We start from the raw sequence: 14367 nt of genomic DNA, 5'->3' as shown, positions 1-14367 counted from the left end.
GATGATTATATGTTGTCAGGATACCGGTTTATCCGGCCTTCTCACGGCTCCCGACAAACGGTCGTCAAGCAAATTCTCATCGATAATCTCGAAATGGTCAGACATTGCCCGGCAGGCACCGCTGCGGTCCCTATTTTTCAGGCAGACAACCATATTTTCGTGGATGCGCTGCAACCGCCGCTTTTCCATGTCTGTACGGGAAATACTTTTGCGCATGTCCTTAATGAACAAATCCATGACATCGGAAAGGGCCTGCAAAATAGAAAAAATCAGCCGATTCCCGGAAGCCAGCGCTATGACATAGTGCATTTTTTTATCCAGAATGGCGTTTTCCTCTTCATCCTGGCTGGCAGCCATGGCAGAAACAATCGCTTCTAAAGAGCGCAGCTGCTGCGATGTAATATGGTCAGCGGCCAGGAAAATGGCCTCTTCCTCCAACCCGCGGCGCAGCTCACTCAGCTGACGGTAACTGACCTGCTGAAGCAGGAACATCAAAGAAAGGGACTGAAATAAGCTTCTTTGGAAATTCCCGGAAATGTAGTTGCCGGCGCCCTGTGCGCTGGTAACTGTACCCAGCATCTCTAAAATCCGCAGTGCCTCACGTACGGAATTCCGGCTGACGCCGAGCATATCAGCCAATTCCCGTTCCGGCGGCAGTTTGGAACCCTGCTGCAAATTCCCCGCCAGAATCTGCTGCTTAATGTACGCAATAACTCTTTCGTATGCCTTTCCTGACTGTTCTTCTTTATTGTCCGTTCTATCCATATCTTTCACTTTCGGTGGTTCCCCCTGAAGCGCCTCATTTTGCCGGTAAGCTTCCGGCAAGCACGGTCGAAACGCCGCGTTTTCTTTTTATCCTATCATAAAACGGCAGCCCATGCAATCCATAGATAGGCAAAATTCGACCTTCTCATCATAAGGATACAAAAAAGCTACACAGAAATATGCGCAGCTTTTTCTCCTTTTTGGCCGTCTTCTCTTTTGTTCTGAAAAGGAAAAAGCAATTCCTTACAGGTTCTTTTCGCAAAAGGCCTTCAATTCTGCAGCATCTTTGGCCTCACTGGCGCCTTCCACAGAAAAGGTGATTTCGTCGTCTTTCTTAACACCAAGGCCCATAACCGCAAAAATACGCTTTGCGTCTGCACTGCGGCTCTTGGCAGCCATCTGTACGGAAGATGTACACCCCTGTGCGCATTTGACCAAAAGTCCTGCTGGACGAGCGTGAAGGCCCTGCGGGTCGGTAACGGTATAGGTGAATTTCTGCATATCAGTCACTCCTGTAAATATAAAATTTATTTATTTGAAAAGCAAGCCTATAGTCAGCTTGCTTTGCCTGCGAATTCTTTCTTCTGTTTCCTGCTTTTTAGGGCGATAACCATCAGCATGGAAACAACCGTGCCCACGCCAATCGTCAGCAGGAATAGCGGCAGACTGTTGGTTGCACCCAAGAAACCAACAATCGGACCGCCGTGCGGGACCACATCTGTAATGCCAAGGACCATGCCCAGTGCCGAGGCAACACTGCTGCCAACAACAATGCTGGGAATGGCACGCTTCGGGTCACAGGAAGCAAACGGAATGGCACCTTCGGTAATGCCGATAAGTCCCATCAGCAGTGCCGGAATGCCGGCAGCGCGTTCTTCTTCATCAAAGCATTTCTTGCCAACCAGCGTTGCCAGTCCCATTGCCAGCGGCGGCACTGGAATAGCACACGCAACCGCACCCATAATCTGCGGCGTACCCGTAACAATGGAGGCTGTACCAAATAGGAACGCGACCTTGTTGATTGGGCCGCCCATATCGACACCTATCATAGCACCAAGCAGCAGACCGAGTGGAATGGCTGTCGCCGGATTTTTAGACAGAAAAGTCAGTGCGTTGTTCAGGGCAGTCATCAGCCAGGAAATCGGCGCACCGAGGAACAGAATCAGTGCGGCCGAAACTGCCGCTGTGCCCAAAATCGGAATCACAAAAATCGGCATGACTGGCCGCAGGCTCTTCGATACCCTCCAGCTGTTCATCCATTTGACCAGATAACCGGCCAGGTAGCCGACCAAAATAGCGCCGAGGAATCCGGTGCCGGCGGATGTACCGAGAATTTCCTTGCTATTTGCAACCATAGCGGAAATCATGGCCGGTGCCAGTGCCGCACGACCAGAGATTGCATAAGCGATAAAGCCCGCCAGAATTGGAATCATCAGATTAAAGCCCATGCTGCCTATCTGGTTTACCTTACTCCAGAACCCCGGCGAAACAACCATGCCCTTTGCCGTGGGTGTACCACCGCAGGAAATGGACACAGCGATAAACAGGCCGCCGACAACGACGAACGGAATCATGTAGGAAACACCATTCATCAGCTGCTTCATGGCTGTTTTGCCTGCACTGACATCGCCAGATGATTCTTTCTTCTCCGCTTCGCCCTCCTCGGTGCCTTCCTCACTGCTGCTGTAAGTCTGTGCACGTGTTGGCAGCGACTGCAAAACCCCGCTGGCATCTTTGATAACATCTTTAATGGGCAAAACCAGCGTTTTTTTGCCGTTAAAACGTTCTTTTCCCTCAATGGCGACATCCGCGGCAACAATAACGTAATCCGCCGATGCAACATCTTCCGGTGTCAGTTTGTTTTCGGTTCCCTGTGCGCCCTGTGTTTCAATTTTCACTTCATACTGCAGTGCCTTTGCTGCTTTCTCCAGCTTTTCTGCTGCCAGATAGGTATGGGCGATACCAACAGGGCACTTGGTCACGCCAACGATTTTCACTTTAACTCTTCCCCCATCTGCTCAATAATATAGTTGTAAAGTGCCACCGCATCTGGTTCCGTAAGCAGACGGTTCAGGAACTCATCGTCCGCCAGCTTGCGGGAAAAGTGGGACAGCACCTCCAGATGTGTATTGTCTGTATCTACCGTAGGCATCACCAGTGCAATTGCCACCTGAACCGACTTACCATCAATAGAGTCCCAGTCCACCGGCTTCGAAAAGCGGACAATCGCAATAAATGGATTCGTGAGGTTGTCAATCTTTGCGTGTGGAATCGCTATGCCGCCGCCAAATCCTGTGGATTCAATCTTCTCCCTGCCGACAAAGTTTTTATACAGCGCACTTTCCTTGATTGTGCTGTAGTGCTCACCGCACAGTTTGCTGATTGCCTTCAGCGCCGACTTTTTACTGTGCCCGGGGTTAACATCGAAGTGGATGTTTTCCGGTTTCAGTAAATCTTTAATCATTTTCAGCTCCTCCTTCCGTACTTTCCTATATTTTGCGCTGCTCTGCGCCGCCGCAAAATACAGGGAGGCGGAGTTTTTCACTGTGTCAGATGGTTCATATAATCGGCAAATTCCTGCCGGTCTGTCATCTTTTTGACTTCGTTCAGCGTCTTTTCATCATCAATCAGTGCGGAAAGCACTTTGTAAAATTTCATCATCTGCGGCTTCATGTGCAGCAGGCTGTCCGGCTGAATTGCCAACAGGAAAACGAAGTCCGCCGTATCCTGCCTGTCCCAAGGAATGGAATTTTTTAGGACAGCTACCGCAATGATTGGGCGCACAACATAGCGGGTGGAACCGTGCGGAATGGCAATGCGGCGGCCGACCTGCGTAGAGGCGGCTTTTTCCCTCTGCAGAACCGATTCATTAAAGCCGGGCAGAACGTATCCCTTTTCTTCCAGGTCGCCACACATGGTTTGCAGCAAAGCTGTTTTTTCCGCATGGTCACAAAAATAAACAAAGCGGCTGTCAAACAAACGAATCTGCTGCAGGTCGGTGTTTTTTGTAATATGCTCCATTTTACGCTGCAGTACTTCGAACATCTTTTTTTGTATTTTCCGAATGTCATAGGGAATCAGAAAATTGTCCACCACAACAACATCTTTGCCGCCGAACGTATCACCGATATTTTCGGCGGTGATGACAAAGTCACAGCCGCTTCGGCGGACACAGTCCGGTTCCTGTACAGTGGCAATACGAATGACAGAAATGTTGGGAAGCAGCCGTTCAATCTGCTGTTTCAGCAGCTGAGAAACACCAACACCGTAACTGCACAGAATGCAGATTTTCACCTGTGCGCTGGCACGCTCTACTGCCCCAACAACATAAACGGTCAGATAGCCGACCTCATTTTCCGTCAGTTCTACCTGCAGGCTGTCTCCCAACAGCACGCTGGTGGTCCATACAACCGCATATACATTCGGGTATTCTCCTTTTACTTGGGCAAGCAGCGGATTGGGAATGTAAATGCCATAGCGCAGTTTTTCCACCGCGGAGCGCAGGTAAAGAAACAGGTCTTTTTCCAACGCGCTGTCTGCACGCAGGTCAAGCCCCAGCAAATCGCTTGTCAGTCTGACAAAGCGCTGTACCGTGGCCAGCGTCTGCGGCTCCTCCTGCTCACACATCTGCAGGGCCTTTGTGTCCTCAAATTCCTGTATTTCACAGGCACTGACACAAAAAAGAAGGTACTCCCTTTCCGCCGGCGGTATCCGGACACTGTACGAATGCTCCAGCTGCTGCACCAGGGCCGCCGTCACCCTTTGGCTGAATGCAGGCCGATTTTTCAAAGGACATTCGGCAAGGGGTGCCTTTGCCCTGCAGCGGAATAGGGCAAAGGAAATTAAGAAAAGGAGTGTCTGGCGGGCGTTATATGCAAAGTGAAATCCATATTCCTCTTCTGTATTCGCGGTGCTGGAAAGAACGCCAGAGGCGTCAAAGCCATTCAAAAAGCGCGATACATTTGTCAGGAATCCCTGGTCTGTGCCGATGCCGCTTTCGGAACGGTACAGCACAAACAGCTCCGCCGCCGTCATGCGGCGAACAAGTTCACTGCATTCGGTCAAAAATCCTCTGCCGCGTTTTTTCTGCAGACAAATGCCGCGCTCTTCCAACCACTGCCGTGCTTCCTCCAGTGCTTTTTCTGCACCGGAACGGCTTAAGTAAAGTTTTTTCTCCAGTTCCGCCATACCGACGGCACGATCCTGCAGCAGAAGTGCGCATACCGCATATTTCCGTTTTTCTTTTGGAATATCTCGTGCAGAGAAGCGAAGTAAACTTTGCAGCTTATCCCATTCCTCCGCTGTCATCAGAAGCCGGAATCCTTTTTTCGGCTTTGCGGTCAGTTCGCCCAGCTGGTTCTGCTGCAAAAAGGTGCGCACCTGCAAAAGGTCATTGCGTACAGTTTTCGGTGAAAAGTGAATTTGCTCCGCAATCTGGCGAATCGTAATATACTTCTCCTGCCCATGTAAAATCTTTAGGATTTTCTGCTGCCGCTCGGTCAGCATGGTGCATATAACTCCTTCCGCTTTTTCTATTATACTATAGAATATGGCAAAGTACTGTTGATTCTATTGACACGCTTTTGGCGAAAAGGAACTCTTTCTTACCACATTTTCGCTTCTATTGTATCTATTCCAAAGATGTCTGTCAATAATAGCGCATTTCATACAGCTCAACATAATTTTTTATATATGTTGATGCTATTTAAGCCTATAAAAGCGGACAGACAGCAGTTCCCTTCTGTCTGTCCGCTTTTTGATTTTTCTTTTATTTATCAAGCAGACAACTGCCGTCCCGGCCACTGACGCAGAAACAGGCAGCCAATACCGGCGCCCAAAATCAACCCACACAATACGTCACTGGGAAAATGGACGTACAAATACAGGCGGGAAAAGGCAATCAGCAATGCCAACGGTACTGCCGCCCGTTGGAAAGGGCTGTTGGTTCGGCGCAGCACGGCGGCACCGGCGGCGGAAGTCATGGCATGGCCAGAGGGAAACGAATACCCATGCGGTACAGGAATCAGCAGCGGAATATTTGGGTTCTGTATGCACGGCCGTGGACGGGCAACCAGCGGCTTCAAAAGCAGATTCCCCAGTAGCGCACACGCCCCAAGTGCCAGCAGCAGTGCCAGTCCTTGCCGGCGATGCTTTCTTTGCAGGAAGAGCACTGCTCCCGCCACAATCCAAAAAAAGGCGCCGTTTCCCAGCGCCGTAATCATAGGCATTAAAATATCTAGGAACTGACAGGAAAGGTTTTCGTGTATCCACCCGAGAACAGACCAGTCGAGTCCTGTAATGAATCCGCCCATTCGCTTCTCCTTATTCTATCCGTGAAAAAACAGTGCTCCTGCTCCATACGTGACAAAAGCAACAATGACACCCGCCGCAATTACACCCATTAGGATGGACGGGATTGCCTTTTTCATTGGCATTTCCAACATTGCCGCCACCAGCGCACCGGTCCACGCGCCAGTTCCCGGCAGCGGAATAGCAACCAGGATAAACAGGCCCCAAAACGCGTATTTTTGTACGGAATCCGATTTTTTCGCCGCCCGTGTTTCCAGCTTGTTGACTATTCTTTCAAAGCGCACACTTTTTTTGCGCAGCCATGAAAAAATACGCTTGATGAAAACAATGATAAATGGCACCGGCACCATATTGCCGATAATGGAAACCAAAATGGCGACCCACAGGTTTACACCATTTGCCACCGCAATGGGAATGGCTCCGCGCAGCTCCACAACGGGCACCATGGAGATAAGAAACGTCATTAAGATTTTCCCAAACATACTATTCCACATGAATTGCTGTTTGCTCCCTTCCTGCAGCAGGAAACTTTTTTCGTCTTTTTTATTATGCAAAATCAGTCTTTTTATTATAAGCGGTTTCCTGCAAAGTTGCAAGAAAAGACTGCTGCCGCTGTTCCACATTGTGGCACCCAGCAAAAATCCCATGAAAGGATTTGCCCATCCAAAGCATTCCCATAACGCAGTAAATCAATGACTTTTCCGCTTCTGAAACGGCGGCACCACAGTTTTCTTTCATTGCCTGCTTATTCAGCGGTTTAATACGTTTATGCAACAGGTACAAATCTATGGGGAATTTTCCCTAAGCATTGCAGAAAGCACAACAATTTATGTGGAAAAAGGTTGCTTTTTCCCGTGAATCCCCTAATAATGAAGAAAACACATTTAAGGAGAGGAAACCAAATGAAAAAGTTTTTTGAGGAATTTCGGGAATTTGCCACACGCGGGAATGTCATCGATATGGCCGTCGGCGTCGTCATAGGCTCTGCTTTCAGTTCCATTGTCAACTCCCTTGTAAAGGATATTCTCATGCCATTCCTGGGCCTTTTGACCGGCAAAGTTAATTTTTCCGGTCTTTCCATTACGCTTGGCGGAAAAGCCGTACTGACCTACGGCGCATTTTTGCAGGCTGTTTTCAATTTTCTGCTGATAACCTTAGCGATCTTCTTCCTGGTTAAAACCGTTAATCGGCTGAACAGCCTGCGCGGTAAAAAAGAGGAAAAAGCCGAAGAAGCTGCCCCAACAAAAGAAGAGCTGCTGCTGACGGAAATTCGTGACCTTCTGAAAAAAGGAAACGAAGAACAACCAAATGACTGATTTGCCGCAGCCCCCTACTGGGAATTTGCCTTTCCCGCCGTTTTAAGCTGTTACCTGCAGCGCGCAGGGTCTGGACATTCTGGGTGCAGACGTTATAACCGCTTGGTCACAGAAGCCTGCCGAGCGGCCGAAAAGAAAGCCCAGCAGGACGCCACCCTTCTGTAACATCACCACTGCTTGGAGATATCATTCAAACTGACGGCCGTACGGTTCCCTGCAGCAGTTCAAACTGGTTTTTATGAAACTTGAGAACGCCTTCGTCCCTGAGCTTGGAAAGCTCCGCAGACATGGCGCTGCGTTCGACAGATAAATAATCCGCGAGTTCCTGCCGATTAAACGAAATGCAGAATCGACTGCACCCCACTCTTTTGGCCTCCGTCGAAAGAAAGGCCAGTAGTTTTTCACGCGTGGTGCGTTTGGATATGACTTCTATCTTTTTCGTCAGCGATATATTTTTCATGGATATGATACGCAGCATATTCTGAATGAGCTTGCTGTGAAAGCTGCATGCCCTGGTACAGGGAACAGCAAGCCTGTGACAGTCGATGAAAAGGAGATCGCTTGTGGTCGTTGTAATCACACTGATTGGAGGCGTCTTTGTTTCCGCACAGGCAAAGGACTCCCCAAACAGATTCCCGATGTCAATTTGTCCAAGAATATTTCTGTTTCCATAATAATCGTCCTGCACAACCTGGACCTGCCCTGATAGGACAATACCGAACCGTTTGATATTTTCACCACCAGAAAATACGGTTTGCTCTTTTTCAAAATGAATCGGCTGTGCGGACAAGCATGATAAAAGCGGCTGTATGTTCTCTTCTTCAATGCCTTTGAATAATGGTACTGTTTTCAATACATCTAAATAATTTTTCATAAAATCCTCTTCGTTGGAATTCCAACAGACTTATTCTCTTCAATATAGTAAACTTCGGGTGTAAAGTCAATAAGGACCTGAAAGGACACGCAAGGAGGTAAAAAATATGATTCGAAAAATCATCAAAATTGACGAGAAAAAATGCAATGGCTGCGGGCTGTGCGCAAACGCCTGCCATGAAGGGGCAATCGGCATAGTAAATGGAAAGGCCAAGCTCCTGCGTGACGACTACTGTGACGGACTCGGTGACTGCCTGCCGACCTGCCCAACGGGAGCCATCCGCTTTGAAGAACGCGAAGCGAAAGAATATGACAAAGCCGCCGTAATGAAAAGCAAGCAGAGTAAACAGCAAGGGACACTGCCCTGTGGATGTCCAGGCACACAGTCTAAAACCATTCATCGGGAATCCCAGTGCAAGACCACCTGTACCGAATCTTCTGAGAATAAAAGCCAGCTTATGCAGTGGCCCGTCCAGATTAAGCTTGTGCCGGTCCGCGCGCCGTATTTCTCGGATGCCAACCTGCTGGTCGCGGCCGACTGCACAGCCTATGCCTATGGCGATTTCCACAACAAGTTCATCCGAAACAGGGTGGCTCTGATTGGCTGTCCTAAACTGGACGAAGGGGATTACAGTGAAAAACTGACGGAAATCATCAAAAACAACAGCATCAAAAGCGTCACGGTCGTCAGAATGGAAGTTCCCTGCTGCGGTGGAATTGAAAATGCGGTGAAACGGGCGCTTCAAAACAGCGGCAAAATGATTCCCTGGCAGGTCGTGACGATTGCAACCGACGGAAATATCCTGGATTAATGGGAAAACCGCAAGAAACAATACTGTGGATAAGAATACACGCAAACGGATGGAAAATATAAAATATTTGCATATCAAAGGAGGAAACATGATGAGTATGTTTTGTTATCAGTGTCAAGAAACCGCGGGCGGCAAAGGCTGCACCGTACACGGCGTGTGTGGAAAGTCCGAAGAGGTCGCAAAGCTGCAAGACCTTTTGATTTACACGCTGAAAGGCATTTCCGAAATTGTGGTCAAAGGGAAAATCAATGTTAAAAGTCTTGGCCAGACAAACTACGAAGTCCTCAATAGTTTGTTCATGACCATCACCAACGCAAACTTCGACGCTGACTCGATTGAAAAGCAGATTGTGAAAATGATTGCCGTCAGGGATAAGCTCCGGAATTCCACAGACTGTGCGGATTTGCATGACGCGGCGACCTTCACGGTCAGCTGCCGAGTGTCCATGCTGGGAAAAGCCGCTTCCATCGGCGTGCTGTCAACCGCGGACGAGGACGTACGTTCCCTCCGCGAAATGATTACGTACGGATTGAAAGGTATGGCCGCTTACACCGAGCACGCCAAAAACATCGGGAAAGAAGACCTGTCTATCAATGCCTTTCTCTATGAGGCGCTGGCGGCAACGCTGGACGATTCCCTCTCTGTCGACGATTTGGTAGCGCTGACGCTGAAAACCGGTGAATATGGCGTGAAGGCTATGGCACTTCTGGATGAAGCCAACACTTCACGGTTCGGCAATCCTGAAATCACCAAAGTGAATATCGGCGTCCGCAAAAACCCCGCAATCCTGATTTCCGGCCACGACCTAACCGACTTGGAACAGCTCTTGGAGCAGACCAAAGGCACCGGCGTGGATGTGTACACCCACAGCGAGATGCTTCCCGCCCACTATTATCCTGCTTTCAAAAAATATGAAAACTTTGCCGGGAATTATGGCAATGCGTGGTGGAAACAACTGAATGAGTTTGTATCCTTCCATGGCCCCATTCTCTTTACTACCAACTGCATCGTCCCACCCAGAAGTGAAGAGGTCCGGAACAGAATCTTTACCACGGGTTCCGCGGGATTCCCTGGCTGCAAACATATTGAAGCGGATAAAAACGGCAAAAAAGATTTTTCCGAAATTATTGCACTTGCCAAAACACTCCCTGCCCCCGACGAAATCGAAACCGGCAGCATTGTCGGCGGCTTCGCCCACAATCAGGTGTTCGCGCTGGCGGACAAAATCGTAGACGCTGTCAAATCCGGCGCAATCAAAAAATTCTTTGTCATGGCTGGCTGCGATGGACGTATGAAATCCCGGGAATATTACACTGAGTTTGCCAAAAAGCTCCCGAAGGATACGGTGATTCTCACCGCCGGCTGCGCGAAGTATCGCTACAATAAGCTCCAGCTGGGCGATATTGGCGGAATTCCGAGGGTTCTGGACGCCGGTCAATGTAACGACTCCTACTCTCTTGTCCTCATCGCACTTAAGCTCAAGGAAATTTTCGGGTTGGACGACATCAATGACCTGCCCATCGTTTACAATATCGCATGGTACGAGCAGAAGGCTGTCATTGTCCTGCTGGCACTTCTGTCCCTTGGCGTAAAAAACATTCACCTCGGCCCCACACTGCCCGGCTTTCTATCGCCCAACGTAGCCAAAGTGCTGGTTGAAAAATTCGGCATTGCGGGCGTGGGAACAGCAGACGATGACATTGAGCGGTTCATGAACGCCTGACACAAAACGCGACAGAGAATGCACTCTATTCCTGCAAATGATACACATTGGGACATGGACTACATGAAAGGGAAATTATGATGAAACATACTGAAATCATTGCGGACGATTGAAACAAAGACTCAGACAAGTATTATAGCAGAATCTATTCGCAGGACACCATCAACCGGCTTATCGCCGACCCGTTATGGGCTTTTCCGCCGGAAGTCAGGGGAATGCTGAATTCCGTATTTCCCGATTTGCACGGTAAGCATGTGCTTGTACCATCCAGCGGTGACAACGGAGCAGTGTTCGCGTTTTATCTGCTTGGCGCGAAAGTCACTTCAGCAGATCTTTCGGAGCGCCAGCTTTACAACGCAAAGAAGATTGCCGACACGCAGGGCTGGGATATCGAGTTTATGCACGATGACAGCATGATGCTTGAGCACATCAAAGACAGTGAATACGACCTCGTTTACACCTCAAACGGCGTACATGTGTGGATAAACGATCTCGCATCGATGTATGGCAGCTTTTTGCGGGTGCTTAAGCCGGGCGGGAGCTACATCATGTTTGAGACCCATCCTTTTGTCCGCCCGTTTAACAGTGATGCTGCCGACAGGATGCAGTTTGCAGTAGAAAAGCTCTACGAGAGCACCGGCCCGTTCGGAGAAATACCGACCTACGATTGGCGTATCATGGATTTTGTAAACGCCATGCTGGATGCGGGGCTTGTCATCCGGCATATGGAAGAATTTCATTCGCAACCGGGTTTCTTTGACTGCTGGTGGTACAAAACGCTTACGGAAGCCGAAGCGGATAACAATATGAAATTCAACTGGAAGAAAAATCCCTGGGCGGCACTTCCCCAGTGGATTGGCTTCCATGCACAGAAAGGAATGGGCATATAAGCATTATCAAAACGCATGATGTCACTTTGTACGGCGGAAACGATAAATATAAAATCGTTCTGAAACCGTTGTCGGACGAGTGCTTGCCTCTATTGTGCAGATGGAATGCCGACCCGGAGGTGTTGTACTAGATGGAAGGCGGTACGGCAGCTGCAGCTAAAGACCTTTCATATAGGCCGGACACTGTTCATCAAATTTACAGTGGCGTATCACAAAACGCTTTTTGTTTTCTGATAGAATGTGACGGAATACCTATCGGGGATTGCTGGCTGCGAAAGATGAATCTACCGGATGTCTTAAAAATGTATCCCCAATCGCTGGATGTCCGTCGAATCGACATGTCATCTGTGAGGATTATAATAACCGCAGCCGTCGTATGTGGGAAAAGTATGGATTTACTAAGATATTGGAAGAATCGATACCGGACTCATGGAAAGGAAAAATGCAATATCATTACCGTCTGACAAGGCAGGACTTTATTGAACGCAAAAAGTTGAAGGCGCCGGAAAATGATTCGAACCAAATTCGAGAAGAAATTTCGACCCGATTCCTGTTAAGCGTTTTCAGGGGAACAAAATTTTGATGACTGACGGGTATACCCGCGTCGTTGCCGCTTATCTTGCCGGATGGGATACTGTTCCGGTCTATTGGGATGCTGACGAGCTCGATATGCACACTTATGCGATAGACATTAATTGGTGTGACGAAGAACACATACATTGCCCTGCCGATCTCGCCGGACGTATTGTTCCACACAAAGACTATGAACGGCTTTGGCGTAAAAGGTGTATGGAAATGTAATTGCATTAGGATATTTGTTTTAGGGGCATTACGAAACTTCAAGCAAGGAAATCCTCATTCTCCCTGCTTACTCTTATTCTTTTGATTAAAATTGGGATACCCAAAATAAAGCACAAATCCGAACCCGTCTCCAATGGAGAATAGGTTCGGATTATTTGTGTTTGGTGCTAGTGTTCTTACGGCATTTATTCAAGAAAGTCAGTAATATCAAGGGTTTACGGGCAGTTAAGAAGCAGTATTTACCCCTAAAATTGAATAAATTCATCATATTTTAAGGACGTTCCATAAGCAGGAACGTCCTTAAATGATATGCAATTCGTCATTCAGCCGGTTTTTTCAGGTTTGAGAGAGGGTTTGGCCGAGAGCCACTTCGCCGCAAACCCGCATGAATACTGAGTTTCTTCCTTTTTGTTTTCACCTTCCCGAATAACGCATGTTCAACGAGTGGTACGCCCGCGATATCAGCAAGAAACGGCGTATCAGCAACAAGATCAAAGGAAACGCCGGGGAGCCGATGGGCCAACCGCCTTATGGCTATATTAAAGATTCTGAAAATCCAAAGCGCTGGGTAGTAGATGAGGAAGCTGCTACTGTAGTCCGCCGTATCTATCGAATGACGATAGACGGCTTTGGAACAGAACAAATTGCCGCCGCGCTGGAACAAGACAGCATTCTGACGCCAATGTCTTATTGGCAAGCACGAGGTGTCAACCGCCCCGGCAAGCATAAAGATGCCGCACCCACAAAGTGGAACAGTTCTACCGTCACAAAGATTCTTTCCTTGCAGGAGTATTGTGGAGATGTCCTGAATTTCAAGACGTACAGCAAATCCTATAAGAATAAGAAACGAATTGAGAACGACCGTGACAATTGGGTTATCTTTAAGGACGTGCATGATCCGGTTGTTGACCGTGCCATCTGGGAAAAGGTGCAGCAGAAGCGGGGTAAAATCCGTAAGCGGAAAACGAATGAAGGAGAAACCAATATGTTCTCCGGTCTGCTTGTCTGTGCCGACTGCGGACACAATCTGCATTACCACTTCAATCAAGGCAACCCGGACATCAAATATTTCAATTGTTCCAATTATAAGGGCAATCGGGGTACTTGCACCTCTACGCATTATATCCGTGTTGACTTTCTGGAACAGGTCGTGTTGGGAGAAATCCGCAGGCTCACAAAATTCGCAAGCAAATATGAGGATGAATTTGTCAAAGCGGTTATGGGGCATTCCCAGCAGACAATGGAACTTGAGCTTCAAAGAAAGAAAAAGGAATACAATTCTCTGTTGGCCCGCGACAAGGAGATCGACCGACTGTTTGATCGAATGTATGAGGATAACGTGTCCGGTAAAATTTCCGACGAACGGTTTTCAAAGATGACCAAGCAGTATGAGGATGAACAGAGTGGATTAGCAGGGCAGATAAAAGTGCTCAGAACCGAGCTTGACAAGGAAAGCCGTCGGACGGTAGGCACGGATATGTTCGTTTCTACCGTGCGCAAATATACCAGAGCGAGAAAGCTAACGCCGTGCATGCTGAATGAGCTGATTGACCACATTGAAGTTCATCAGGCCGAAAAGGTGAACGGCGTATACGTCCAGAAGCTGACCATTCACTACAACTGCATTGGCTCCATTGAAATACCGGATGTTTCATCCCTGCCGGAACCGGATATTCTTATACAAACGAGAAAAGGAGTAGCCGTAAGCTACTCCTCAGCGCAGATGGCAGGATAAACATATAAAAAAGCGAGTGTCCTTACAGCATTTTCAAATACTATAAGAACACTCGGCATGGTGCGGATGACAGGACTTGAATTGCAACTCATACCATTTTGACTATACAGCCCAATTAAATAATGGCTTATCTATGCGGTTC

At 48.4% G+C, this 14367-nt stretch carries 15 protein-coding genes; 6 read left to right on the top strand and 9 right to left on the bottom strand.

What is annotated here, in order from left to right; translation table 11 throughout:
- Nucleotides 1-15 precede the first annotated feature (15 nt).
- The 8 genes from GJQ69_RS00915 to GJQ69_RS00880 all read right to left on the bottom strand — a co-directional run bounded on the left by GJQ69_RS00915 (nucleotide 16) and on the right by GJQ69_RS00880 (nucleotide 6813).
- Nucleotides 16-765, bottom strand: coding sequence for a FadR/GntR family transcriptional regulator (locus GJQ69_RS00915; RefSeq protein ID WP_236849762.1), 750 nt, complete (start codon nucleotides 763-765; stop codon nucleotides 16-18).
- A gap of 243 nt (nucleotides 766-1008) precedes the next feature.
- Nucleotides 1009-1266, bottom strand: a complete 258-nt coding sequence (locus GJQ69_RS00910) for an HPr family phosphocarrier protein (RefSeq protein ID WP_086034975.1) — start codon at nucleotides 1264-1266, stop codon at nucleotides 1009-1011.
- A gap of 53 nt (nucleotides 1267-1319) precedes the next feature.
- Nucleotides 1320-2762: a PTS fructose transporter subunit IIC gene (locus tag GJQ69_RS00905; protein ID WP_174192673.1), complete on the bottom strand. Its 1443-nt coding sequence runs from the start codon at nucleotides 2760-2762 to the stop codon at nucleotides 1320-1322.
- Complete coding sequence (locus GJQ69_RS00900) at nucleotides 2759-3229, bottom strand: PTS sugar transporter subunit IIA (protein WP_157658876.1); 471 nt, start codon at nucleotides 3227-3229, stop codon at nucleotides 2759-2761. The genes GJQ69_RS00905 and GJQ69_RS00900 overlap by 4 nt, the downstream gene beginning before the upstream one ends.
- A 77-nt stretch (nucleotides 3230-3306) precedes the next feature.
- Nucleotides 3307-5271: a BglG family transcription antiterminator gene (locus GJQ69_RS00895; protein ID WP_174192671.1), complete on the bottom strand. Its 1965-nt coding sequence runs from the start codon at nucleotides 5269-5271 to the stop codon at nucleotides 3307-3309.
- A gap of 269 nt (nucleotides 5272-5540) precedes the next feature.
- Entirely contained in the window at nucleotides 5541-6077 is a 537-nt protein-coding gene (locus tag GJQ69_RS00890; RefSeq protein ID WP_086034971.1) for a phosphatase PAP2 family protein, read from the bottom strand.
- 15 nt (nucleotides 6078-6092) lie between these two features.
- Nucleotides 6093-6569, bottom strand: coding sequence for a COG2426 family protein (locus GJQ69_RS00885; protein ID WP_236849701.1), 477 nt, complete (start codon nucleotides 6567-6569; stop codon nucleotides 6093-6095).
- A gap of 52 nt (nucleotides 6570-6621) precedes the next feature.
- Complete coding sequence (locus GJQ69_RS00880) at nucleotides 6622-6813, bottom strand: hypothetical protein (RefSeq protein ID WP_174192669.1); 192 nt, start codon at nucleotides 6811-6813, stop codon at nucleotides 6622-6624.
- Between the two features lie 164 nt (nucleotides 6814-6977).
- Here GJQ69_RS00880 and mscL point away from each other — a divergent pair, with 164 nt between their 5' ends.
- Entirely contained in the window at nucleotides 6978-7391 is a 414-nt protein-coding gene (mscL, locus tag GJQ69_RS00875; RefSeq protein WP_086034969.1) for a large-conductance mechanosensitive channel protein MscL, read from the top strand.
- A 190-nt stretch (nucleotides 7392-7581) separates the two neighbouring features.
- Here mscL and GJQ69_RS00870 read toward each other — a convergent pair whose 3' ends face one another.
- Entirely contained in the window at nucleotides 7582-8265 is a 684-nt protein-coding gene (locus GJQ69_RS00870) for a Crp/Fnr family transcriptional regulator (RefSeq protein WP_174192667.1), read from the bottom strand.
- Nucleotides 8266-8371: 106 nt separating this feature from the next.
- Here GJQ69_RS00870 and GJQ69_RS00865 point away from each other — a divergent pair, with 106 nt between their 5' ends.
- The 5 genes from GJQ69_RS00865 (at nucleotide 8372) to GJQ69_RS00845 (ending at nucleotide 14225) form a co-directional block, all read left to right on the top strand.
- Nucleotides 8372-9076, top strand: a complete 705-nt coding sequence (locus GJQ69_RS00865) for a 4Fe-4S binding protein (protein WP_086034967.1) — start codon at nucleotides 8372-8374, stop codon at nucleotides 9074-9076.
- Between the two features lie 91 nt (nucleotides 9077-9167).
- Entirely contained in the window at nucleotides 9168-10799 is a 1632-nt protein-coding gene (gene hcp, locus GJQ69_RS00860) for a hydroxylamine reductase (RefSeq protein WP_086034966.1), read from the top strand.
- 215 nt (nucleotides 10800-11014) lie between these two features.
- Nucleotides 11015-11689, top strand: a complete 675-nt coding sequence (locus GJQ69_RS00855; RefSeq protein ID WP_236849700.1) for a class I SAM-dependent methyltransferase — start codon at nucleotides 11015-11017, stop codon at nucleotides 11687-11689.
- A gap of 582 nt (nucleotides 11690-12271) precedes the next feature.
- Nucleotides 12272-12490, top strand: a complete 219-nt coding sequence (locus GJQ69_RS00850; protein WP_174192665.1) for a hypothetical protein — start codon at nucleotides 12272-12274, stop codon at nucleotides 12488-12490.
- Nucleotides 12491-12923: 433 nt separating this feature from the next.
- Nucleotides 12924-14225, top strand: coding sequence for a recombinase family protein (locus GJQ69_RS00845; protein ID WP_174192663.1), 1302 nt, complete (start codon nucleotides 12924-12926; stop codon nucleotides 14223-14225).
- The last annotated feature ends 142 nt before the right edge of the window (nucleotides 14226-14367 follow it).

This window comes from Caproicibacterium lactatifermentans, assembly GCF_013315815.1.
In the GTDB taxonomy this organism is placed as follows: domain Bacteria; phylum Bacillota; class Clostridia; order Oscillospirales; family Acutalibacteraceae; genus Caproicibacterium; species Caproicibacterium lactatifermentans.
This window is presented reverse-complemented; position numbering and strand designations above follow the sequence as displayed.